22 protein-coding genes are annotated in these 24595 nt (G+C 48.9%); 5 read left to right on the top strand and 17 right to left on the bottom strand.

The annotated features are described in order from the left end of the window. Window positions 1-45: 45 nt before the first annotated feature. Window positions 46-1605, bottom strand: coding sequence for a murein biosynthesis integral membrane protein MurJ (gene murJ / locus QL223_RS19220; protein WP_281545656.1), 1560 nt, complete (start codon window positions 1603-1605; stop codon window positions 46-48). A 296-nt stretch (window positions 1606-1901) separates the two neighbouring features. On the opposite strand from murJ, the gene rpsT reads away from it, so the two are divergent. After that, window positions 1902-2162 (top strand): 30S ribosomal protein S20, encoded by a 261-nt coding sequence (gene rpsT / locus QL223_RS19215; RefSeq protein ID WP_002540356.1) that lies wholly within the window; start codon window positions 1902-1904, stop codon window positions 2160-2162. Window positions 2163-2224: 62 nt separating this feature from the next. Here the strand turns inward: rpsT and QL223_RS19210 are convergent, their stop codons facing one another. From QL223_RS19210 to nhaA, 4 genes are all read right to left on the bottom strand, one after another. Next, complete coding sequence (locus QL223_RS19210) at window positions 2225-2521, bottom strand: metalloregulator ArsR/SmtB family transcription factor (RefSeq protein WP_039850263.1); 297 nt, start codon at window positions 2519-2521, stop codon at window positions 2225-2227. Between the two features lie 115 nt (window positions 2522-2636). Next, complete coding sequence (gene nhaR / locus QL223_RS19205; protein WP_002540359.1) at window positions 2637-3524, bottom strand: transcriptional activator NhaR; 888 nt, start codon at window positions 3522-3524, stop codon at window positions 2637-2639. 60 nt (window positions 3525-3584) lie between these two features. Further along, window positions 3585-3854, bottom strand: coding sequence for a hypothetical protein (locus tag QL223_RS19200; RefSeq protein ID WP_039850264.1), 270 nt, complete (start codon window positions 3852-3854; stop codon window positions 3585-3587). Next, window positions 3826-5016 carry a Na+/H+ antiporter NhaA gene (gene nhaA, locus QL223_RS19195; RefSeq protein ID WP_002540362.1) on the bottom strand — a complete coding sequence of 397 codons (1191 nt, stop codon included), beginning with the start codon at window positions 5014-5016 and terminating at the stop codon, window positions 3826-3828. The genes QL223_RS19200 and nhaA overlap by 29 nt, the downstream gene beginning before the upstream one ends. Window positions 5017-5440: 424 nt before the next feature. On the opposite strand from nhaA, the gene QL223_RS19190 reads away from it, so the two are divergent. Further along, on the top strand, window positions 5441-6586 hold the full coding sequence (locus tag QL223_RS19190) for a Na/Pi symporter (RefSeq protein ID WP_002540363.1): 1146 nt from the start codon (window positions 5441-5443) through the stop codon (window positions 6584-6586). A 197-nt stretch (window positions 6587-6783) separates the two neighbouring features. Here the strand turns inward: QL223_RS19190 and QL223_RS19185 are convergent, their stop codons facing one another. From QL223_RS19185 to rppH, 5 genes are all read right to left on the bottom strand, one after another. Then, entirely contained in the window at window positions 6784-7623 is an 840-nt protein-coding gene (locus QL223_RS19185) for a thymidylate synthase (RefSeq protein ID WP_002540364.1), read from the bottom strand. A gap of 92 nt (window positions 7624-7715) precedes the next feature. Continuing rightward, the gene (lgt, locus tag QL223_RS19180; RefSeq protein ID WP_002540365.1) at window positions 7716-8516 is read right to left on the bottom strand and encodes a prolipoprotein diacylglyceryl transferase; all 801 of its coding nucleotides are present in this window, start codon (window positions 8514-8516) and stop codon (window positions 7716-7718) included. 13 nt (window positions 8517-8529) lie between these two features. Beyond that, window positions 8530-9336 (bottom strand): sulfite exporter TauE/SafE family protein, encoded by an 807-nt coding sequence (locus tag QL223_RS19175; protein ID WP_281545655.1) that lies wholly within the window; start codon window positions 9334-9336, stop codon window positions 8530-8532. A gap of 87 nt (window positions 9337-9423) precedes the next feature. Next, on the bottom strand, window positions 9424-11682 hold the full coding sequence (gene ptsP / locus QL223_RS19170) for a phosphoenolpyruvate--protein phosphotransferase (RefSeq protein ID WP_039850265.1): 2259 nt from the start codon (window positions 11680-11682) through the stop codon (window positions 9424-9426). A gap of 21 nt (window positions 11683-11703) precedes the next feature. Further along, a complete protein-coding gene (gene rppH / locus QL223_RS19165; protein ID WP_002540369.1) occupies window positions 11704-12228 on the bottom strand; it encodes an RNA pyrophosphohydrolase in 525 nt (174 codons plus the stop codon). Window positions 12229-12829: 601 nt separating this feature from the next. Here rppH and mutH point away from each other — a divergent pair. After that, window positions 12830-13513 carry a DNA mismatch repair endonuclease MutH gene (gene mutH, locus QL223_RS19160; protein WP_062706046.1) on the top strand — a complete coding sequence of 228 codons (684 nt, stop codon included), beginning with the start codon at window positions 12830-12832 and terminating at the stop codon, window positions 13511-13513. Window positions 13514-13531: 18 nt separating this feature from the next. Here the strand turns inward: mutH and QL223_RS19155 are convergent, their stop codons facing one another. Next, the gene (locus tag QL223_RS19155; RefSeq protein ID WP_002540372.1) at window positions 13532-13831 is read right to left on the bottom strand and encodes a DUF6482 family protein; all 300 of its coding nucleotides are present in this window, start codon (window positions 13829-13831) and stop codon (window positions 13532-13534) included. Between the two features lie 256 nt (window positions 13832-14087). On the opposite strand from QL223_RS19155, the gene QL223_RS19150 reads away from it, so the two are divergent. Beyond that, window positions 14088-15122: an NADP(H)-dependent aldo-keto reductase gene (locus QL223_RS19150; protein ID WP_281545654.1), complete on the top strand. Its 1035-nt coding sequence runs from the start codon at window positions 14088-14090 to the stop codon at window positions 15120-15122. A gap of 107 nt (window positions 15123-15229) precedes the next feature. On the opposite strand, the gene QL223_RS19145 is transcribed toward QL223_RS19150, so the two are convergent. After that, window positions 15230-15481 carry a hypothetical protein gene (locus QL223_RS19145; RefSeq protein ID WP_002540375.1) on the bottom strand — a complete coding sequence of 84 codons (252 nt, stop codon included), beginning with the start codon at window positions 15479-15481 and terminating at the stop codon, window positions 15230-15232. Window positions 15482-16055: 574 nt separating this feature from the next. Here QL223_RS19145 and QL223_RS19140 point away from each other — a divergent pair. Continuing rightward, the gene (locus QL223_RS19140; protein ID WP_002540377.1) at window positions 16056-16484 is read left to right on the top strand and encodes a PACE efflux transporter; all 429 of its coding nucleotides are present in this window, start codon (window positions 16056-16058) and stop codon (window positions 16482-16484) included. Window positions 16485-16540: 56 nt separating this feature from the next. Here QL223_RS19140 and QL223_RS19135 read toward each other — a convergent pair whose 3' ends face one another. The 5 genes from QL223_RS19135 to recJ all read right to left on the bottom strand — a co-directional run bounded on the left by QL223_RS19135 (window position 16541) and on the right by recJ (window position 24491). Then, window positions 16541-17875 carry a sigma-54 dependent transcriptional regulator gene (locus QL223_RS19135; protein WP_002540379.1) on the bottom strand — a complete coding sequence of 445 codons (1335 nt, stop codon included), beginning with the start codon at window positions 17873-17875 and terminating at the stop codon, window positions 16541-16543. A gap of 414 nt (window positions 17876-18289) precedes the next feature. After that, the gene (locus tag QL223_RS19130) at window positions 18290-19696 is read right to left on the bottom strand and encodes an amidohydrolase (RefSeq protein WP_002540381.1); all 1407 of its coding nucleotides are present in this window, start codon (window positions 19694-19696) and stop codon (window positions 18290-18292) included. A gap of 199 nt (window positions 19697-19895) precedes the next feature. Next, window positions 19896-21410 (bottom strand): lysine--tRNA ligase, encoded by a 1515-nt coding sequence (lysS, locus tag QL223_RS19125; protein ID WP_002540382.1) that lies wholly within the window; start codon window positions 21408-21410, stop codon window positions 19896-19898. A 27-nt stretch (window positions 21411-21437) separates the two neighbouring features. Then, window positions 21438-22536, bottom strand: a protein-coding gene (prfB, locus tag QL223_RS19120; protein ID WP_152442392.1) for a peptide chain release factor 2 whose coding sequence is annotated in 2 segments (ribosomal slippage) — window positions 21438-22460 and window positions 22462-22536 — 1098 coding nt in all. Because the reading frame shifts where the segments join, the coding sequence is not laid out codon by codon here. Window positions 22537-22763: 227 nt separating this feature from the next. Further along, on the bottom strand, window positions 22764-24491 hold the full coding sequence (recJ, locus tag QL223_RS19115) for a single-stranded-DNA-specific exonuclease RecJ (protein ID WP_281545653.1): 1728 nt from the start codon (window positions 24489-24491) through the stop codon (window positions 22764-22766). Window positions 24492-24595 lie beyond the last annotated feature (104 nt).

The following is a 24595-nucleotide window of genomic DNA, read 5'->3' as shown; positions in this document are numbered from 1 at the left end:
TCCCCTTAAAAAACCGACGGATTATATACTAATCAGAAGCCGCAATCAGCCTTCCGCGCGAAGTTGATGCGGTCTCAGGCCCAAAATTACCAGCGAGACTACGTAAGTGATTGCGCCCGCAGCAATTAAGCCGGTCAGTGTATAAACTCTTTGCCACAAATCCATCACCAGCCACTGTTCAAATACTGGCATAAAGTGATAAACCACCGCCCCCATGAGCACCACACCCAAGATAAGGCGCAAGGTGAAAATCACCGTATCTTTGCTGACGCGGTAAACCTGTTGTTTGTGGAGACCACGATACAGCAAGCCTGCATTGACTAAAGCAGATAGCGCCGTCGCGATCGCCAAGCCTACATAACCGTAGAAATAGGCAAAAATCAGATTGAATACCATATTGCTTGCCATGGCGATAATGCCGTATCGCACGGGTGTTTTGGTGTCCTGCCGAGCGTAGTAGCCAGGTGCCAACACCTTTATCAACATAAAGTTAAGCAGGCCTGACGAATAAGCAATCAGTGACATGGCTGCTGCATTCACATCATCAGCGCCGAACTCGCCTCGCATGAAAAGCACCATCAACATAGGCTTGGCAAGCACAATCATACCCACCATCGCTGGAACACCAAGCAACAACACCATGCGCACCCCCCAATCCATGGTGGACGCAAATTGCCCTGAAGATTGCTCCACATGTTTTTTGGAGAGCGCAGGAAGAATCACTGTCGCGATGGCAATCCCGAACAAACCTAATGGAAACTCTAGCAAGCGATCAGAGTAGTAAAGCCAACTGATAGAACCTGTTGCCAGAAAACTCGCAATGAAGGTATCGAGCAAGAGGTTAATCTGACTAACTGAAACCCCAAACAATGCAGGAATCATCAGGGTACGAATTTTTGCCACGCCTGGGTGCGACCAGCCCCACTTAGGGCGAACCAGCATCCCTTCGCGATAAAGGAACGGGATTTGGAAACCGAACTGGATCAGGCCACCAAGAAAAACACCAATACCCAAACCTATCTCTGGCTGGTCTATGTTCGGTGATATCCAAATCGCTGCCGAAATCATGGCGATATTCAGGAATACCGGCGTAAAAGAGGAGACCGCAAACCGACCCAAGGTGTTCAGTATCGAGCCAGCCAGCGCCACAAAAGTGATAAACCAAAGGTATGGGAAGGTGATCTTGAGGATCAGAGAGGCCAATTCAAATTTGTGTGAAGATGGGCCATCGTTTACCCAATCGAGGAACCACCCCATCCCGAACAGTGCCGTGATAACCGGTGAGGCTATCACACCAATCAAGGTGACTATTGTCACCAACAGGCCCAGTGTGCCCGACACATACGCAATCAGTTCTCGGGTTTTGGTTTTATCATCACTGGCTTGATATTCTGCCAGCACTGGGACGAAAGCCTGTGAGAATGCACCTTCAGCGAAAAGACGTCGCAGGAAGTTAGGGATTTTGTTGGCAAAGAAGAAAACATCCGCCGCCGCGCCTGCCCCCATTAAATTCGCTATCACCACATCGCGTACAAGACCCATTACACGCGAAATCATGGTCATTGAACTGACAATCAATCCAGAGCGAAGTAATCGCTTTGACACCTATATCCCCTTAAAAAACAAAAGGAAGTAAACCTGCCTGCCTGTCGCCCGCGCCCCCTGTAGTTATAAAAAGAAAGGAGGCATCTTGAATAGCACGAAAAGCACAGATAAAAGGCTTACTTCAAGTAAAGAATGCTGGTAGAATCTGCCGCCATATTAACCGCGATGTTCGCAGCACGCCAATCTTAAGGTGAGTGCGGCGGATATTTGCACAAATGAATTGACAACTCGGGTAAAACGAGGCATATTCCTCGGCCTTAAATTGTCACCGAATATAAGATTTGGGAGTTAGACCCTTGGCGAATATCAAATCTGCTAAGAAGCGTGCAATCCAATCTGAGAAGCGTCGCCAGCACAATGCAAGCCGTCGCTCAATGATGCGCACTTACATGAAAAAAACTATCGCAGCTATCGCAGCAGGCGATAAAGAAGCGGCTACTAAAGCATTTGCTGAAGCGCAACCTATCCTGGACCGCATGGCTACTAAAGGCCTGATCCACAAGAACAAGGCTGCTCGTCATAAAGCTGCTCTGGCTGCTCAAATCAAAGCTCTGTAATAGCGCTCCGATTTGAAATAAAAAAACCGGCTCATGGCCGGTTTTTTTATTTGTTCAACGTTTTACTTCGCGCAATACAACTGGTGCAGCGTAGTCATGATGGTTTGCACTTCAACACTCTTCAGCGAATAGTAGACGGTCTGCGCTTCTTTCCTTGTTGCTACCAGACCATCGCGTCTCAACCAAGCCAAGTGCTGAGATAATGCAGACTGACTGAGCTGGAGCTTCTCACTCAGCGTACCAACAGACATTTCCCCTTCCAGCAGATAACAAAGTATGAAGAGTCTGCGCTCGTTTGCCATTGCTTTTAGCAACTGCACTGCCTTTGGCCCAGCTTCTTGCATTTTTTCTAGTTCCATACTTACTGCCTGCAAAAATTACATCTAAAGGTTTGTTTGTGTTTGACTTAAGTTTAACACTGTTCAGGTCAGTAACAACGGTTCGCAACTAAGAATGCTATAAAGAAGTTGAGAATTAGTGAAACAACTTGCTGAAATCAGCTTCACATATGCGTTTTACTGCAGGGTGCTGGATCATACGCTCAGCGAAAATCACGTAGTATTCCTCTTTAAGTGCTTCAACTTTCGCTACTTCCATCACATTCGGTAATTCCAGCACATCTGAAGAGTAAAATGTCGGCGCAACAAACATGGCTTTATGATTCGAGCCAAACGCTTTCATCAATGCCGCATCATCAAACTCTCCCAGAATGGTGGGCGTGATACCCTGGCTATCAAACCAATGCATTAACTTTCGCCCCATGGCCGTGCGTGTACTGGGGATTAACAATTTATGCTCTTCAATGACAGCAGGAAAACGCTTCTTGGAGATATCCCCTGAGCAGAAAAAGCTCATCATGCTCTCGCCTATCTTCACACTGAATAACCCAGGGCTTTGTGTTGAATCAACCGGGCAATCAGACAGGATCATATCCAGCTTATGCTGACTAAGCTGCTCCAACAGCAACTCATGGGTCGATTCAAAGCAACGTAGATGAATGCCATCATCTTCCGGCAATGCTTTCAGCAACACACGACTCACTAGGCTTTTCGAAAGTGCGTCTGCCACCCCAACATCAAACAGCTGATGCTCACGTTGACTGTAATTCACGATATCGAGCATTTCATAGCTCAGGCCAAACATCTTATCCGCATACTTAAATACGAGCTGTCCAAGCTCTGTGGGCTCAATGTTTCTTCCTGCACGTTTGGTCAGCTTACCTTTGAGCCGCTCTTCTAGCGCCCTGATTTGCCCTGTAACAGTCTGTGGCGTCAGAAACAAGGCATCAGCCGCCTTGGACACTGAACCTTGCTTACAGACCATCCAGAAGTAATAGAGGTGGTTATAATTTAAATGTGACATGTGTTCTCAACGAAAAAACGCCAGACACGTTATCCGCGGCTGGCGTTTTGAACTGGTAGCTTATCCTTTCTTGGCAATGGTGGAGGTCTTGTAGCGACCTCCGGCGCGCTGTTCCAGCGCTCTGCCTAATAAGGTGTCTTTGTCGACGCTTGGCGTTGTTGTCAGCGATGCTTTTTCTACAACCTCCGGTTGGGTTGTTTCCAGCCCGGCTAAGAACGCTTTACATACTTCTGTCGAATTATCATCGAAACAGTGCGAGTAATTGTTCGCAGCCAATGCCGGTGTAGCAAAAAGCACTCCGCTAATAATCAATGCTAACTTTTTTCTCATCGCTATCTTCCTCCACCTCACTCGATTTCGGCAATACAGCATTCAGCAAGGCGTAACCTGCCACAGCCGAGATAGTTGAACCAATCAAAATGCCCAGTCGTGAGAAGGTAATATAGCTTTCATCCACACCAACAAACGCCAGAGACGAAATGAAGATGGACATGGTAAAGCCGATACCACACAACAATGACACGGCAAAGATTTGCTTAAAGTTTACGTTTTCAGGTAGGCGAGCAATACCCAGTTTTACTGACGCCCAGCTCAGGGTAAAGATACCCAGAGGCTTACCAATCAACAGACCTAGTGCAATCCCCAATGGAAGTGTATTGGTCAGACTTTCTATTGATACGCCTTCCAGTGACACACCAGCATTTGCGAACGCAAAGATAGGCAGAATTAAGAAAGCAGCGTACGGGTGAATCGCATGTTCGAGCTCTTTCAGTGGTGACTTACCGTCCTTTCCACCTTCAAGCGGAATCACAAAGCCCAGCACCACACCCGCCAGTGTCGCGTGAACACCTGACTTCAAAACGCTGACCCAGAGAATCGCCCCCACGAGTAAGTACCACCGGGTCTGAGTGACACCTTTGGCATTCATCAGGAAGAGTGCTGCTGTAGCCAGGAAGGCAACTGTCAGTGCTGTAATGGAGAGATCACTACTATAGAACAAAGCAATAATCACGATAACGCCAAGGTCATCAATAATCGCCAACGCGAGCAGGAAGACTTTCAGTGCCAACGGAACGCGCTTGCCCAGCAGCGCCATCACACCCAGTGCGAATGCAATGTCCGTCGCGGCTGGAATTGCCCAACCCGCTTGGGTGACAGGGTCGCCAGCATTAAATGCCAAATATACCGCGGCAGGTGCTACCATACCGCCGACAGCAGCAATAGCAGGGAAGATGGCTTTTTCTTTGGTATTCAGAGCGCCTTCAATCAGCTCCCTTTTAACCTCAAGTCCAATCAGTAAGAAAAAGATGGCCATGAGGCCGTCATTAATCCAATGTGCAACAGACAAACCTGCTATGTAGCTATGAAGCGCACCGTCATACAGTGGTTGCAAAGGCGAGTTGGCAATAATGATCGCCAGAATCGCAGCAACGATCAGCACTAAACCACCAGCTGATTCCATCTTCATAAACTGACGAATCGCATCAGTCATTAAAAGCACTCCGTTAAATTAGTTAATCTCTACTAGTCTAGGCGCCGATCATCGATAAAGAAAAATCGGTTCTTCGGAGATTAAACATCGAAATATCCGAAGTATCCAATCAAAATTGTTACTTTTTTCGCAAAGAAAATCGGTGTCTTTGTAATAAACGCTCCGACCCAGCCTGCATCAAGCCTTAATACGGTTCAAGTGCCTATTTTTTATACTGCGATTTCACCCCTCACAAAAGTAACTTATCTTTATGTTTTTTATAGAAATACGGACACGTGACACAAAGTCTTTACACCCTTTCTTATCAATGGCTAATACACCACCTTATAACTGTCATATTAGTGAAATATTTCGTACCTAATATCCGCGCCAGATTCTTTCACTGACACAAATCTGACATTTAACTGTCACGGAGATTTCTCTTATGACCTCCCAAGCTTCTACTGCTGCACCGATTAACAGCTCTAAGAATTGGGTACGTTGGGCCAACCTGGCACTTATGCTTTATGTACTGCTTCTGGCAGTTTCCATGGTTGGAAGTGGTTTCAAATGGGCTGCGGGTGACGAGGCGAGAACCTTGTTTGAATTCGCATCTCATCCAGTTGCAGGTCTTATGATTGGTATCGTAGCGACAGCGCTCATCCAGTCTTCCAGTACTGTAACTTCTATTATTGTTGGTCTCGTCGCTGGCGGCCTGCCAGTTGAAACAGCCATTCCTATGGTGATGGGTGCAAACATCGGCACTACCGTGACCAACACACTGGTAAGCCTGGGTCACGCGCGTTGCAAAGATGAATTCCGCCGTGCATTCACCTGTGCAACTGTTCACGACTTCTTTAACCTGATTGCTGTAGCTATCTTCCTGCCGCTGGAAATGATGTTCGGCTTGCTGGACAAGATCTCAAGCTGGTTGGTAGCGCCTTTCATGTTTGAAGGCAGCCTGAGCATGAAAGGTCTGGACTTTATGGGTCCAATCACCAAGCCACTGGTTAATGGCACTAAAGATATGCTGTCTACACTGCCAGGTAGCTGGGGTGGCATCGTACTGGCTCTGCTGGGTATTGCACTGATCTTCGCTTCTATCACCATGATGGGCAAGCTGATGCGCTCTCTGATGGTAGGCCGTGCAAAAGAAATGCTGCACAAAGCGATTGGCCGCGGTCCTATCCACGGCATCATGTCAGGTACTTTGGTTACCATTCTGGTTCAGTCTTCTTCTACGACGACCAGCCTGATGGTTCCACTGGTAGGTACCAACGTACTGAAAGTACGTGACGTGTATCCGTTCACTTTGGGCGCGAACATCGGTACCTGTATCACTGCTCTGCTGGCAGCTACGGCAGTGACCGGTCCTAACGCAGTGTTTGCCCTGCAGATCGCTTTGGTACACCTGGCGTTCAACATCATGGCAACCCTGCTGATCTTCGGTACACCATTCCTGCGCGAAATCCCACTGAAGTGTGCGGAAATGCTGGGTGAAGCGGCAGCGAAGAACAAGATGGCTGTCGTGGCTTACTTAGGTCTGGTATTTATCGCGATTCCTTCGCTGGTGATGCTGGTAACCCAGTAAGCAATACTGACAAACTGATTTGAAAACGCCCGCTGATGCGGGCGTTTTTGTATTTAGGGTCCTGGAGCAATTATTCAAGAACATCGAGACATTAAAAAAGCGGCACTGGTGATCAGTTGCCGCTTTTTCTATTCCTAGGATCTGCTCTTGCTCTTTCTAGGACCTAGGATCTTCTTTTCCTAGAACCCTTAACCCTATTAAACCGCAATCGGCGCTTTAATCGATGGCAGCGCTTCGTAACCTTCAATCTCAAAGTCTTCTAGTTTGTAGTCGAAGATAGAGTCAGGCTTACGTTTGATTGTCAGGGTTGGTCGATTACCCGGCTCACGCTTGAGCTGCTCGTAAACGATATCATCGGTCAGGTGATTGTGATAAAGGTGAACATCACCGAAGGTATGAACGAAATCACCGACTTCCAAATCGCACTGCTGCGCAATCATATGGGTGAACAGCGCGTAACTCGCAATGTTGAACGGCACACCCAGGAAGTAATCGGCGCTACGCTGATAAAGCTGACAAGATAGCTTGCCATCAGCTACGTAGAACTGAAACAAACAGTGGCAAGGAGCCAGTGCCATTTTTCCTTGCTCTGCATTAGTTTGCGGGCTGATAGTCTCGTCAGGCAGGTCAGCAGGGTTCCACGCCGTAATGATATGGCGGCGTGAATTTGGTTTAGTTTTGATCTGCTCAATCAGCTCGGCAATCTGGTCAACAGTAGAACCATCCGGACATGCCCATGAACGCCACTGAGCACCATACACCGGGCCCAGATCGCCCTCGCCTGTTGCCCACTCGTCCCAGATTGTCACGTTATTGTCTTGCAGATACTTAATGTTGGTATCGCCATTGAGGAACCACAGCAGCTCATGAATGATGGCACGAGTGTAAAGCTTCTTGGTTGTCAGCAGCGGAAAGCCTTCACTGAGATCAAAACGCATCTGACGACCAAAAACTGAACGTGTACCTACACCGGTGCGGTCACCGCGGTCTGTGCCGTTATCAATGATATCCTGCATCAAATCAAGATATTGCTTCATGGTTCTTCCTTTCGTTTACTACCCGCTACAGCGGGGTGACAAATCACAAATATAAAGAAAGCCGCAGGGATCTGCGGCTTAAACTGAAAATGTTATGCGGAGCGCGCTGCGCTTGGGTCTCTGCGATAGGCCCAGACTACCATCAACACACCCACAATAATCATTGGCGTCGACAATATTTGTCCCATGCTGATCCAATCGCCAAATAGGCCCAAGTGTGCATCAGGCTCGCGATAAAACTCGACAATAAAGCGGAATGCCCCGTAACCTATCAGGAATAGACCGGAAACGGCACCGGCAGGCCGTGGCTTCTTAATAAACCAGTTCAGGATGAGGAACAACACGATGCCTTCCAGCAAAAACTCATAAAGCTGCGAAGGGTGACGGGCAATCGGTCCTCCCGTTGGGAAAATCATGCCCCATGGCATGTCTGTCGAACGTCCCCAGAGTTCGCCATTGATAAAGTTGCCCAGACGACCTGCGCCCAGACCGAATGGCACCAGTGGCGCGATAAAATCAGATACCGCAAAGAATGTCCGCTTGGTCTTTCGGGCATACCAAGCCATGGCTGCAATCACACCCAGCAATCCACCATGGAAAGACATGCCGCCCGTCCAGACTTTGAACAGGAAGAGCGGATCTGCAAGAAATGCGTCGAATTGGTAAAAAAGCACATAGCCAATGCGGCCGCCCAACACCACACCCAGAAAGCCCGCAAAGAGTAGATCACTGACTTCATCCCGCGTCCATCCGCTGCCCGGCTTATCTGCACGGCGGTTTGCCAGCCAAAGAGCAAAGGCAAAACCGGCGAGGTACATCAAGCCATACCAGCGTACTGCAAGCGGCCCGATTTCAATCAGGACAGGATCTATTTGAGGGAATGTCAGTGACATGAATTCGTCTTCCTTAGCTAAAAAACATGCTTGCGCCCACCAGGAGCAAGAATACCGCGAATACGCGTTTTATAATGGGTGTCGGTAAACGGGTCGCAAGTCTCGCCCCGTAACGCGTTGTCATTACGGAAGTGACTACAATACCAATCAATGCTGGCAAGTAAACATACCCCACACTATAAGGTGGTAGTGTCTCGGGTTGCGTCAGCCCGAAAAAGATAAAACCTATGACACCGGAAAGCGCCAAAAAGACACCGCACAATGATGCACTGCCAATGGCTTTGCGCATTTCGACGCCATGATAGTTAAGATAAGGCACGGTCAATGAGCCGCCACCAATTCCCGCAAGGCTCGCTATCATACCAATCGCAGTCCCACTGGTCATGCTACCAAGCGGAGAAGGTAGTGGTCTGGCTGATTTTATCCGAAGTGACAGCGCCATTTGCAGAGCAAGCAACAGCACAATAATCCCGAAGACTTTCGGCAAATATTCCGTTGGCATTCTGTCGGCAATCGCACTGCCAAGCAGCCCGCCCAGCAAAATACCCGGTAACAAGGTTTTAATGATGGAAGGCTGAACATTGCCGAGGCGATAGTGTGTATAAGCGGAGGAAGATGACGTGATCACAATGCTTGCTAGCGATGTGGCGAGTGCCATGGGCATCACGAGATTGGAAGAAATCCCCGCCCAAGGCAGAAGCACGCTAAGCGCTGGCACGACAATCAGGCCACCGCCGATCCCTAAAAGCCCGGCTAACAGACCAACAACGCCCCCGACGGCAAGACAAACGCCAAACAACCACAATGTGGCTTCTAACATGGAATATTCCTATTGGTGCTGCACTTTTTAAACAGCCAGATCACCTTATTTATTTGCCCTGAGCTTTACGTCCGAGTATCGCTGTGGCTACTTACCTACCCGGATCAAACCGCCGAGATTGTACTGTTCTAAAAAGGCTTCTGAAGCATTTCTTATATCACGCGCTAATGACAGTTGTTGGACAGTCGCCGCGTGCGACTCAAGCTGCTTACTTGGAATATGGCGCAAAACGTATTTGATTTTCGCGACACTCCGCGTATTCATGCTGAGCTGTCTGTACCCCATTCCTACCAACAGTGATGCACCGATAGGATCACCAGCAAACTCACCACAGACACTCACAGGTAATTTAAGCCGCTTGCTGTTGTCGAGAATTTGCCTAAGCACCGCCAACACTGAAGGGTGGAATGTATCATAGACCTCTGCCACGCGGGCGTTGTTTCTGTCCACCGCCAGCAAATACTGTGTGAGGTCATTGGTACCGACAGAGAGAAAGTCGATGTGAGGAGCAATGGCGTCCAATTGGTAGAGCACGGAAGGAACTTCTACCATGATCCCAAGTTTTGGCAGCTTCAAGGTCTCACCTTGCGCATCCGCCATTTCCATGACTTCCGCAAAGGCTCTCTCTACCAGTGCTTTGGCTTCTAACAGCTCAGACAAACCAGAGATCATCGGCAGCAGGATGGAGAGATTATCGCGTCCGATGCTGGCACGCAGCATAGCTCGAACCTGAATCAGGAAGATATCTGGATGGTCCAGAGTAAAACGGATCCCGCGCCAGCCAAGGAAGGGATTGTCCTCTTCGATTTTGAGATAAGGCAATGGTTTGTCACCGCCAATATCCAGTGTGCGCATGACCACTGGCTGCTTGGGATAGCAATCCAGAATCGCACGGTATTGATTCACCTGATCGTCTTCCGATGGGAAACTTCTTTGCATCAGAAACGGCACTTCGGTGCGGTAGAGACCAACGCCATCTACTCCACGGTTGATAGCAATGCTGGTATCAGCACTGAGTCCCGCATTCAAATGGACTTCTACCCGCACACCATCAGACGTTTCTGTCTTCTTCGTGAAAGTACTTTCGACTTCCTGTTGAAGCTCCAATTCTTCGTCACGAAGACGCTCATACTCTTCAAGAACCTGAGGTGCTGGCTCAACCAGCAAACGCCCCTTGAAACCATCCAGCACGATTTGCTTGCGGTGCACCAACTGCGGGCTGAATTCCACGCCCATGACAGCTGGAATACCCAAGGCTCTTGCCAAAATGGCAGCGTGCGCATTCACTGCCCCTTCTTCTGCAACCACACCCGCCAGACGATCGCGTGGGATGGCGGCCAGCATGGCTGCCGTTAATTCACGGGCAAACAGCACAATAGGCTCGTCAAAATTCCACTGCTTTATTTCCTGATTCTCAAGGAAATAAAGCAAGCGTTGACCCAGTTCTTTCACGTCATTAGCACGTTCGCGAAGATAAGGATCTGACATGTTCTGGAAACGCTCAGAAAACGCGTCAATGGTTTGCTTTACCGCCCACTCTGCCAAATCGCCATTCTGAATGCGCTCATTCATCGCCTTTCGCAGCATGGGATCATTCAGAAGGTGGATAAAAAGATCAAAGATCGCCAGCGTGTCCTGATTCAGTTCACTGTCAAAACGCTTTCGCAAACGGCGGAATTCGGTAATGGCTGCGCTGATAGCACCATCCAATCTGTCGCGTTCTTTTTGTGTATCAAGGCAAGATGCCGGAAAGACCAAATCCAACCGTGGCTGGGATACATCACACCAGGCTTTGGCTATAGCAACCCCAGGAGATGCAGCAGCACCTTCTAAAAGTAAGGCGCCTTTTGCGTTGTTGGGCCAAAAGCCTTGCGCCTTGGCGTGAGCAAAAACTACCGCAAGTTGGGCCGCCAACGTGACCAGAAAAGATTCTTCACTTTCATCAAACTGGCGAGAATCGCGCTGCTGGACAACCAAAACTCCCAGCACTTTTCGGCGATAAATAATCGGTGTGCCAAGAAAGGCTTGGAAAATATCTTCGCCGATATCAGGAAAATGTTTGAAGTCGCTATGCGAACTGGCGAGTGCAAGGTTGATGGGTTCGGCACGACGGCCAACTAACCCCACCAAGCCTTCATCAAAGGAGAGAGAAACACGGCGAGCACGGGCATTGAGTCCCTGCGTCGCCATAAGATCATATTGTTCACGGTCATGATCCGCGATATAAACCGAGCAGCACTCCGTCTCCATCGCAGAACAGGTCTCACGTACTAAGACATTAAGCGCCTGTTTGACGTCGGTGGACGACGCTACATTGTTAACGATATCCCTCAGTTTCGTCAGCATCGGCGCCCTCGACGTTCATCCTTAGTTCTTTGCTGTGCCCCGCTTACCTTTTCGTTTGGTCTTTCTTTCGCGAAAAGGCATCGCCATTGGCGCAAACTCTTTCATCGCGCGTCGGTAAACTTCGCGTTTAAACGACACCACTTGCCTCACAGGGTACCAATAACTGACCCAACGCCAGCCATCAAATTCCGGTGTCCCCCCGCGCTGCATATTCACCTTTGACTCGTCACATTCCAGCTTCAGCAAAAACCACTTTTGCTTCTGACCGATACACACTGGCTTGGAATCCCAGCGAACCAGACGTTTAGGTAATTTATAGCGTAACCAATGACGACTGGTAGCCAGAATTCTTACGTCTTTCTTCGTGAGCCCTACTTCCTCGTATAACTCACGGTACATGGCCTGTTCAGGTGTTTCACCGTCATCAATACCACCTTGTGGAAATTGCCAGGAGTGTTGTCCGTATCGACGAGCCCAGAGAACTTGACCGTGGCTGTTACAAATAACTATCCCCACATTGGGACGGTAGCCATCGCCATCTATCACTGGACGACCTCAAATATAAATCTCTATTACCAGTGATTTTTTCACACTATGTGCACAGTGGTAAACAAACATTGTGTATGAGACGCATTTTTTGGGGGCTTCAACCGCCTTTATGGATAAATCCCCGGTCACCACTAAGTTATAAACAATCCGGTGAGACTAAGCGCACATTTATTCACGCTTTCTGTGGATACATTTGTGCAGAACAGACTTTAAACGGGACAAAAGTGTCTCTTTGACCGATATGAAAAGTGTCCACACAAGCGGGGAATTTAAATTATATCTATATATTTCATATACATAATTAGATTTAGGTTCATGTTCCCAAGCAAAATCGGAGGACAAAAACAGAACGATCTTAAAGTGGTCAAAGATCCATCAAAGTAAGACTTACCCACACCACTCGCTCACTTTCCAATCAGAATGATCCAAAAGCCGCCTATTTATGTGACCAAAACCACTGTATAAGCATCCATGATCCATTTTTACACCTCCGACACTTAGATCGTTGTGGATAACTCCGTAAGGGTGCAAAAATTAGTGGATCCATTATGGTGAGGCTGATAGCGTTCACTGCAGACAACTAAGACACCGAGGCATGATGATCCCCGCACCCAATTCAGAAGCTGAACTCCTTGAACGCGCCTTTGCTTTGGCGGGCTTTACGCTCGGTGAACTGGCCGAACAACATGGACTGGAATGCCCCGTAGATCTGCGCCGAGAAAAGGGCTGGGTAGGCATGTTGCTTGAGACCTGTCTGGGTGCGACTGCAGGCAGCAAGCCCGAGCAGGATTTTCAGGAATTAGGGATCGAGCTGAAATCCATCCCTATCAGCCATACAGGAAAACCATTGGAAACCACTTTTGTCTGTGTCGCGCCACTGACTGGTGTTCAGGGGTTGACCTGGGAAAACAGTCATATCCGCAACAAGCTATCAAAAGTGCTTTGGATCCCGGTTGAAGGTGAAAGGGAAATTCCGGTTTGCGAGCGTCATGTAGGTATGCCGTTATTATGGAAGCCTTCAGAAGATGAAGAGTCGCAGCTAAAAGCGGATTGGGAAGAATTGATGGAGTTTATCGTGCTGGGAAAAGTGCATGAAATCAGTGCCAGACACGGTGAGTTCTTACAGCTTCGCCCTAAAGCGGCAAACAGCAAAGTCAAAACTGAAGCCTATGGCGCTAAAGGTCAACCCATCAAAACCTTGCCCCGTGGCTTTTATCTTCGCACTCAGTTCACGGGCAAGATACTCGCCCGCCACTTTATGCTGCCGGAAAGCGAAAGTTAGCTCTAGGGTCTGTCGACCTTAAAGCGTAATTTCCATGTCCTCATTGCAGGAAGTATCCGCGGGCCCAAACTCATCATAAGGATCCAGCAGACGTAACGTTGCTTTTTTCACTCCCACTTTGCGAAGCTTCTCTGACACCTGTTCCATGTTGTCAAAATGCATCACTTCATCCGTATTGTCGTCTTTCAGTGGCTCCAGCTTGTGCCTGACTTCCACTTCCACCACATACTGTGCACCACCTGCATGTGCAATCACATAGCAATGGGGAACGTTGTCCGGGTGAGCCTGTATCCAGCTCTTCAATTGCTTTAATTTCATTTCGTTACCCGCATTGTTAATCGAATGTTAATTCTAGTATAAGGACTCAGGATAGTGTGTGTGGTTTAAAACTGATAATTCTGATCGCTCCCACGGAATCCATTTGCGACATCTCAAAACCTTCATCCGGATCTACACCAAGTCCCCCACTTTTTCGCTTGTACCGACAAGAAAACTTTCTAAGATGGAAGGTAAACCCCGCACATCTCGAAAACGTGTTTCTCGTCGTCCATGAGATGCAGCCCAAGGAGAAAGGATGCAATACCACACTCTTCCCCATACCAATCTGGAAGTCAGTAAGATTTGTCTTGGTACTATGACCTTTGGTCAACAGAACACAGAAGCAGATGCTCATCAGCAGCTGGACTTCGCACTCGACCATGGCGTGAACTTTATTGATACCGCGGAAATGTATGCGGTGCCACCGACCCCAGAAACACAGGGGCTGACAGAGCAATATATTGGCACCTGGCTGCAAAAATCAGGTAAACGCGACAAGGTGATTATCGCCACCAAGGTCGCAGGTCCTCGCGGCGTGCCGTACATTCGTGAAAACATGTCACTGGATAGACGCAATCTCCGTCAGGCTGTCAACGACAGTCTCGCCCGTTTGCAGACCGATTACATCGACCTTTATCAGGTTCACTGGCCTCAGCGCCATGTAAACAGCTTTGGTCAATTGAACTACGACCATCAGGACGAAAACTCAGGCGTCACCCTGCTGGATACTCTGGATGCGCTCGCCGAACTGGTGCGCGAAGGCAAAATCCGTCACATCGGCGTCTCGAACGAAACGCCATGGGGCGTGATGAGCTATCTTCGTTTGGCAGAAAAGCATAGCTTGCCGCGTATTGTGTCAATCCAGAACCCGTATAATCTGCTCAACCGCAGCTTCGAAGTGGGTCTGTCAGAGATCAGTCATCAGGAAGGCGTCGAGCTGCTAGCTTACTCACCGCTCGCGTTTGGTGTGTTGAGCGGAAAATACCTCAATGGCGCTAAACCAGAAGGAGCACGCTGCACCCGCTGGGAGCGTTTCGCCCGATACTTCACCGAGCAAGGGCAGGCAGCAACGCAGGCTTATGTTGATCTTGCTAAAGAATTCGCCATTGACCCAACACAGATGGCACTGGCTTACGTCAATACCCGCTCCTTTGTCGCCAGTAATATCATCGGCGCTACCACGCTTGAGCAACTCAAAACCAACATCGATTCCATAGACGTTGAATTGCCGGAAGAATTGCTGAAGCGCATTGAAGAGATTGGCCAGCAGTACTCCAATCCTTGTCCATAGCGCTTATTGACCTTGGGTTTTCAAATAGAAAAAGCGCCGTAAGGCGCTTTTTTATTATGTGATTATAGGGAATTCGGGAGTCACCTAGGATAGTGACTCCCTTCTGATTACGTTGTCAGGTTCAACCTTAACTTTCTGCGCATTCGTGCCACTTCGCGTTGGGCTTTAAATTTAGGTGCAACGGTGTGACCGATAGATAAGCCATCTTTCTCGAAACCAATATCTCGCATTAGATGCTCTGACAAAGGCTCGCCAACATAGCGAATTCGGCGATGGGCTTTTCTCCAGGCTGACTCTTCACGTTTAATATCCATACGGACGAAAAACACGGCCAGGCGCAGGTACATAGATTGGTTCATGACGGACTCCTTGTTGAGTTTCAGGAGGCCTTGGATAGATTGCGGGAGAGGGATCTTAACTAGGAAGTGTCGCTCAGAGCCGCAGTCATATCCGCGGCCCATTTGCTAAAATGGTGCGGATTAGTGTACAGGTTTTCGCATATCTGCGCACAGATGGGTGGCGCAAGTCATGACGGATGTAAACAGTTGATTTGTCATCTTATTGCCTCCTTTCTGCGTAAACCTGCGGAGTATTCCGCACTTGTAAATTCACTGTTAATACTAATGATTTAGATCAATATATCAATGCGTTATTTGATATAACCATGAATTCAGTGGCATGTGCTTTATTAAACAATTTGAGTAAAGTTTCACCATATTCTGTTCGAGGTTTTGCCTATTTAAAAGGACATATTGCTTTTCACTAGCCAATTTTAAAATCAATCGCTCCGATAATCGTACTCCCGCAAATCATCAAACTGTTACAAACCCGAATAAAGAACATCCAAAATCCATCCCTTTTACGGATAGTAATTAACTATGTTCAATCTTATTAGTGGATATCATGCTGGCATTGATTGAGAGGTAACACACCATGAGAACTGCAGCAGACCGTATTCGACACGCCATCGCCTTCGAGGTGATAGGCCTTATCCTCATTGTAAGCATTCTGTCCCTGTTTGGTTTTGATGCCGCACACACAGGTGTGTTGGGTGTGGCTTTTTCCATTCTGGCGACAGGTTGGAACTACATTTATAACCTGTGGTTTGACAAAGCTATGGTGAAAATGACCGGCAGGACCGAGAAGAAACAAAAGCATCGTATCCTTCATGCGGTACTGTTTGAGTTGGGACTGCTTTGGGTGACGCTGCCTGCTATTGCATGGTGGCTTAACATCAGCCTGTGGCAAGCTTTCCTGATGGACATTGGTCTGGTGGCCTTCTATCTGGTTTACGCATACGTCTACAATCTGGCGTACGATAAAGTGTTTCCTATTAATGAAGGGAAGCTAGTCACCCAGTAATCTAATAGACGAAAAAAACCGCCTAATAAGGCGGTTTTTTTATTTCAGCTAATTACTTAGCGGAAGCTACGCGGTGCAGGAATCAAGCTGTGCTTGTTCAGCAAACGGTACATAGTTGCACGTGACACACCCAGCTCTTTCGCTGCAGCAGACACCTGGCCATTGTTGCTTTCCAGCACAGCGAGCAGTGCATCACGCTCAGACTCTTCACGAATCTTACGCAGGCTTTGTTTGTAATCGCCCTGACGTGGCAGATCCAGATGCTCAGCTTCAATCACCAGATTATCCGCCAGCAGTACTGCACGTTTCACCTGGTTGATCAGCTCACGTACGTTACCTGGCCAGCTATAGTTGGTCAGGATCTTGTTCGCTTCTTCAGAGAAGGTGCGCGCCTGCGTGTTGTACTGACGTGCAAACTTCAACAGGAAGTGCTCAGCCAGCTCAGGAATGTCTGCACTTCGCTCTTTCAGTGAAGGCACAGAAATACGTAGAACATTGAGGCGGTAGAACAGATCTTCACGGAACTGACCTTCAGCAACCGCTTTTTCCAAATCCATGTGCGTCGCCGCAATCACACGAACGTCGATCTCTTTCGAGTATTTGTCGTCGTGCGTTTCTACCGTACCGTCCTGCAAAAGATGCAGAAGGTTTGCCTGAAGATTCAGAGGCAAATCACCAATTTCATCCAGGAACAGAGTGCCTTGGTGCGCTTGCTGCACTTTGCCTTCTGTCGTGCCATCACCAAACAGCTCGTTTTGAATAAGCTTCTCTGGTAGCGCGCTACATTTCACAGAAACGAACGGACCTTTCGCGCGGGTTGAAGCATTATGAATTGCCATACCCACCAGCTCTTTGCCGGTACCGCTTTCACCGTTGATCAGAACTGATACGTCAGTCGGTGCGACACGACGAACCTGATCACGCAGTTTCTTCATCACAGAGGTTTTACCCAGCAGTCCCATGTCACTGTGGTCGCCCAGTTGAGGCCATACGTGACGCTCAAGCTTCAGCATGCCCAGTTGGTGACCGATGGTGCTCATCAGTTGGCTATCTGGAATTGGAGAAGTGAAGTAGTCGATGCAGAAGCTCACAATGAACTGACAAATTGCATCATTGTTGAGTTGATCTTCGCGGATCAGCGCCAGCCAGCGAACCTGCTTGTTGCGGTTTACCAGTGATGCGACACCGTTGAGACTGAAATCATCGTGGCTGATATCCACAATACCAATGCAAGGACCAATGTCCTGAAGGAGAGATTGTGCTGCTCTGAGGTCATAACAGCGGTGACAACGCCAACCTGCTTGTTCCAGTGTTGCCAGCCAAGGTTCGTAAGTTCCGCCTACTACGACGAGTGAACTTGGAACCGCCTCAGATCTGAATTGCATACCCATAACGCCTGCCTTTAGTCATCCATTAACGACACGTGTTCAAAATGTTGTGAGTATCATTATATTTTGTAAGACAAGCAGGTCTGTCTCAATGTAGATACAAGGTAGCTCTCAAATCAGCACAGTTCCCAGATAAGACACTTTTGCTGTTCGATTTGCTGACAACATAGGCATCTAGTAGCTGACATATTTATCAGTATTATTAATAGGATAGACTATTCCATGATGCCCAAAAAAGCCATCAAAATGGCCAACATTTCAAACACTTCTCAATTTTGAGAAATTTAAAATTCTCTTTAAAATTTCTTAGATCATAGACTATGACCCGATTTATTGAGGCTATCTATTGATAGAGAAAGCAAAAAAACCGCGTCCAAGTGAGACGCGGTCTTTCATTTAAGGCAGGGCTTCGAGAAACTATCTCACTTCTTCGCCACTGGCGATGACGGTTTCTCTGACTTTGTCTGCAAACTGCAACGCTTCCTGGCGCACTTTGTCTTCATCCACCGTCAGTATGTCTCTCTCCTGCATCAGGAGCTGGCCATCAACGATGGCATGTTTCACGTTCGATGCATACGCGGAGTAAACCAAGGCTGAATAAGGATTGTACATTGGCACCATATTTGGCGCTTTCGTATCAATTACGATGATGTCTGCCAGCTTACCCGTTTCCAGAGAACCTATTTTGTCTTCCATGTGGAGAGCGCGTGCCGCCCCCATGGTTGCCATTTCGATAACCTTGATCGGAGGCATTGCTGCGCGATCTTTATTCACCAGCTTGTGCACTTTAGCAACTTGGTTGAATTCATCCACTGTACTGAGTGTGTTACCTGACATTGGCCCGTCAGTGCCGAGACCAATTCGAAGACCATCATCAAACATCTTCAATGCCGGTGACACACCTTTGGCAGACTTGATGTTGGCACTCATGTTATGCGCGATGCCCACATCGTGCTTTTTCAGCAGCGCAATATCATGGTCATCGACATTAATCACGTGCGCGCCAACTAAGTTCGGTGTCAGCGCACCAATATCCGCCATGTATTCCACGGGAGACTTACCACCACTGCGCTCAGCAATCACTTCATTTTCACGTTCTGACTCTGCAAGATGGATCATCACCGGCACATCGTGCTCCAGCGAAAGCTTGGTGATTTTCTGCAGCACTTCGGTGGTATTGGTATAAGGTGCGTGTGGCGCGAAAGCTGGGGTAATACGAGGATGGTCTTTATATTCCTGAATAAAGTTCAAGGCGTATTGGATGCCTTCTTCCGCATTTGCGGCATCAGCAACTGGAAACTTAATGACGGTTTCACCCAGAATCGCGCGCATACCAATCTTGTCGACGGTTTTCGCCACTTCATCTTCGAAATAGTACATATCGGCATAAGTGGTCACGCCGCCTTTCAGCATTTCCACATTACCCAGTTGCGCGCCGATACGTACCATATCTCTGCTCACCAACTGACTTTCTAATGGGAAGATATAGCGGTGCAGGCGATCTGGCACATCATCACCCAGTGAACGGAACACTGTCATTGAGGCATGAGTGTGGGTGTTGATCAATCCTGGCATCACAATGTCGCCATCCACATCCAAGACGGTTTTGGCCTGATAGGCTTCCGACAGACTCTCATCACCGACAGCCACAATTTTGTTGCCATCAACAGCCACCACACCATTATCGTAAACCGCTTTATCAGCGTTCATGGTCAATACGGTCGCGTCTTTAATTAACAGGTCGATATGTTCAACAGCAAACGCTGCCGATGAAGCCAACGTTGCCAGGGCAACACTGGCAGAAAGGAAGGATTTTTTTAGCATGGTTATCTTCAATAAAAGCAGCAAGGAATTGCGCGGGCATCATCCCTGCAGATGAATCAAACCGGAACTAAAACGTTAATTACATCGCAATATTTGTGACATTGAGCAAACGTTTGCACACTAACATACGCACATAAAAAAACACTGGCATAAGCCAGTGTTTTTGGTGTCTCAGAGACGTCTCAGAAGTCAGTCAGATTTAGTCTTTCTTCTGGTTCTGTGGACGCATCGCCGGGAACAGAATCACGTCACGGATAGTGTGCGTGTTGGTAAACAGCATTGCCAGACGATCGATACCGATACCCTGACCCGCTGTTGGTGGCAAACCATGTTCCAGTGCAGTGATGTAGTCTGCATCGTAGAACATTGCTTCGTCGTCACCTGCGTCTTTCGCATCAACCTGCGCTTTAAAACGAGCGTCCTGATCTTCTGCGTCGTTCAGCTCCGAGAAGCCGTTCGCCACTTCACGGCCACCGATAAAGAACTCAAAGCGGTCTGTAAAGAACGGATTGTCATCGCTACGGCGCGCCAGCGGAGAGATATCTGCCGGGTAGCCAGTGATGAAGGTTGGCTGGATCAGTTTAGGTTCTGCGGTTTCACCGAAGATTTCTTCCAGAAGCTGACCACAAGTCCAGAATTTCTCAACGTAGATCTCCAGAGACTTCGCGATAGCCACCAGCTTCTCACGATCCTGAACATCTTCCACTGTCAGCGCTTGGATATCAGCATGCTCTGGGTTGTAGTGCTTGATCGCTTCCAGCATGGTCATACGTGCGTATTTACCACCGAATTCCACGGTGTAATCGCCGTAAGGCATAGAGGTTTCACCCAGAACTTCAACGGCCACGGTACGCAGCATGTCTTCAGTCAGGTCGATCAGGTCGTTGTAATCTGCGTACGCCATGTAGAACTCAATCATGGTGAATTCTGGGTTGTGGCGTGGAGACAGACCTTCGTTACGGAAGTTACGGTTGATTTCGAATACGCGCTCGAAACCACCCACAACCAGACGCTTCAGGTACAGCTCAGGCGCGATGCGCAGGAACATTTCCTGATCCAGTGCGTTGTGGTGAGTGATAAACGGACGTGCAGAAGCACCACCCGGGATCACTTGCATCATTGGCGTTTCCACTTCCATGAAGTCTTTTGACTCCATGTAACGGCGGATCGCAGAAATCAGCTTAGAGCGTACCTTGAATGCGTTGCGCGAATCTTCGTTCACGATCAGGTCAACGTAACGCTGACGGTAACGCATTTCCTGATCAGTCAGACCGTGGAATTTTTCTGGCAGAGGGCGCAGTGCTTTAGTCAGCAGTTGGTACTCTTCCATGTTCACGTACAGGTCGCCTTTGCCAGACTTATGCAGTGCGCCTTTCACACCGATGATGTCACCGATATCCAGACCTTGATATTGCTCTTTCAGCACGTTCTGAACGTCTTTCGCTGCGTACGCCTGAATGCGACCGCTCACGTCCTGAAGTGCCAGGAAAGGACCACGCTTTGCCATCACACGGCCAGCAACGCTGACTTTGTGATCCAATGCTTCCAGCTCTTCCTTGCTCTTTTCGCCAAACTCAGCCTGAAGATCAGCCGCTTTGTGCTCACGGCGGAATTCATTTGGGTGGCCGTTTGCATTGCAGCTTTGACGAATGTGGTTCAGTTTTGCACGACGCTCCGCGATCAGCTTGTTTTCGTCTTGTAACTGGTCAGTCATAGTGAACCTTTGAATTAACTTAAAAAATTACAAACCAGATTTCAGGCTGGCTTCAATAAACTTGTCGAGATCACCGTCAAGCACCGCTTGGGTGTTACGGTTTTCGATACCGGTACGCAGGTCTTTAATGCGTGAGTCATCCAGAACGTAAGAACGGATCTGGCTACCCCAACCGATGTCAGACTTCGCTGCTTCATTCGCCTGTTTCTCTGCGTTCTGCTTTTGCAGTTCCAATTCAAACAGTTTTGCGCGAAGCTGCTTCATCGCCTGATCTTTGTTCTTGTGCTGGCTTCGGTCATTCTGGCACTGCACCACGGTGTTGGTTGGTACGTGTGTAATACGTACCGCTGATTCGGTGGTGTTAACGTGCTGACCGCCCGCGCCTGACGCACGGTAAACGTCGATACGCAGATCAGACGGGTTGATATCGATGTCGATATTTTCGTCCACTTCCGGGTAAATAAACGCAGAAGAGAACGAGGTGTGACGACGACCGCCTGAATCGAACGGAGACTTACGAACCAGACGGTGAACACCAGTTTCGGTGCGCAGCCAGCCGTAGGCGTATTCGCCGCTGATACGAACGGTTGCTGATTTCAATCCAGCCACATCACCTTCAGACACTTCAATCACTTCGGTCTTGAAGCCTTTTGCGTCAGCCCAGCGCAGGTACATGCGCAGCATCATGGATGTCCAGTCTTGGGCTTCAGTACCGCCTGAACCTGCTTGCAGGTCGATGTAACAATCAGAACCGTCGTGATCGCCAGAGAACATGCGGCGGAATTCCAGCTTCGACAGCTTCTCTTCCAGATCGCTCAGTTCCGGCTCGATTTCATCGAACGTATCCTGATCGTTTTCTTCTACTGCCAGTTCCAGCAGTTCGGTGATGTACTCGCCACCCTGATCAAGCTGGTCGATAGTTTCTACTACCGCTTCCAGCGACGCGCGTTCACGACCCAGCGCTTGGGCACGCTCAGGTTCGTTCCACACATCAGGTTGTTCGAGTTCGGCATTAACTTCTTCTAGACGCTCTTTCTTGGCGTCATAGTCAAAGATACCCCCTAAGGACATTTGCTCGCTCGGCAATGTCCGCTAGGCGGTTTTTGATTGGATTGATTTCAAACATGGTCACTTTTCTATGTTCGGAATGAGTTTTAACCGCCGAATTCTACAGAATTGCGGACGGAATATACAGAGTGTGATGGGGATCAAAGGAGAAATTTTCGGAGAAAAATGAGAGAAAAGGCTAAAGGTCCTGGGTCCTACAGTATTTGAACTGTTTAGCAGAGCCTCTGGCTCTTGCTCCTCCTAGGACCTTCTTTTCCTGGGACCCTAGGACCTGCTCTTCCTTACCTAAACCGCCGCCATATGCTCAACCATCAACTGCACCGTACGGTTGCCACGGAACTCGTTCACATCGAGGCGATATGCGACCTCGACCATTTGCACAGAGGGATCCGGCCAGCGTCGCAAGTCAATGTTGAAGGCGATGGCGTCCACCATTTGTCCGCCCATGACTGGTTCCAACATCATTTTCAGGTGTTTTCCGCCCACCAGCTTTTGATGCAGCAGCTTGAACTTGCCATCAAACAAAGGTTCAGGGAAGCCTTGCCCCCACGGACCACCAGAGCGCAGTGTTTCAGCCACATCCAGATTGATCTCATTGGAAAGGAGTTCACCGTCTGAAAGCAGTACACCTTTCAGCTCTTCTTCGCTGATGGTGTTTTTTACGGCTTCGTCGAACAGTTTCGAGAAACGTTCAAAGTCCGCTTCGGCGATCGTCAGACCCGCCGCCATGGCGTGACCGCCGAATTTCTTAATCAGACCTGGGTTTTGCGTATCAATCACATCCAGGGTGTCACGCATATGCAGCCCCTGAATCGAACGTGCTGAGCCTTTGATAGTGCCTTCACCGCCATCCGCGAAGGCAATCACAGGGCGGTGGAATTTGTCTTTAATGCGTGATGCGAGGATACCAATCACACCCTGATGCCATTCGCGCTGGAACAGTGCAAGGCCGCAAGGCAGACTGCTGCCTTCACCAAATTGAAGACGCTCACAAATCGCCATCGCTTCTTCTTTCATGCCCTGCTCGATTTCCTTACGGCTTTGGTTCAGGGCATCCAGCTCACTTGCCATCTGGCGCGCGGCTTGAAGGTTTTGACACAGTAAAAGCTCAATACCAAATGACATATCATCCAAGCGGCCTGCAGCATTAATGCGTGGCCCCAAGGCAAAGCCGAAATCACTCGCCACCAGCGTCGTCATATTGCGGTTCGCTACTTCAATCAAAGCCTGAATACCCGGACGACATTTCCCCGCGCGGATTCGCATCAAACCCTGATGCACCAAAATGCGGTTGTTGGTGTCCAGCGATACCACATCGGCCACTGTACCCAATGCGACCAAGTCCAACAGTTCCGCCAAGTTCGGTTCAGCGATACCACGCTGGGCAAACCAGCCGCTATCACGAAGATGAGCACGCAGTGCCAACATCAGATAAAACGCCACACCAACACCTGCGAGCGATTTGGACGGAAAGCCACACTCGTTGAGGTTCGGGTTCACCATGGCATCAGCATCCGGCAGCACTTCGCCCGGTAAGTGGTGGTCGGTCACGACGACTTGAATATCGCGGGCTTTGGCTGCTGCAACCCCTTCAATCGAAGACACACCGTTATCCACGGTCATGATAAGCTCTGCGCCTTTGGCCGCTGCTTGCTCGACCACGTCTGGGCTTAGGCCATAGCCATCATCAAAACGGTTCGGCACTAGGTAATCAACGTTGGTGCAGCCCATCATGCGAAATGCCGTCACTGAGAGCGCTGAGCTGGTTGCGCCATCAGCATCAAAGTCGCCCACCACGATGATGCGTCGCCCTTCTGCCATTGCAGCTGCCAACAGTTCTACGGCGCGTTCAATGCCATGTAGTTCGTTGTAATTCAGCAGCCCGCGAGCGCTTCGCTCCAGTTCACCCTCAGAGGTGATACCACGGTTGGCGTAAATACGCTGAAGTAATGGCGGAATTGAAGCAGGAAAAGCAGCATCCTGTGCCGCGTGACGACGTTTAATTTCAATCATGGAGAGAACCTGTGAGTCATCGCTTATACCGATGAGCATTAAGAATGCGGATTGAGCCTCCATTTTAGCGGGTGGTTTTCAAAGCGGAAGACTTTGGAACTGAA

Source organism: Grimontia sp. SpTr1 (genome assembly GCF_947387585.1).
Classification (GTDB): domain Bacteria; phylum Pseudomonadota; class Gammaproteobacteria; order Enterobacterales; family Vibrionaceae; genus Enterovibrio; species Enterovibrio indicus.
The sequence above is the reverse complement of the archived record's forward strand: the minus strand, read 5'-3'. Positions and strand labels throughout refer to the sequence as shown.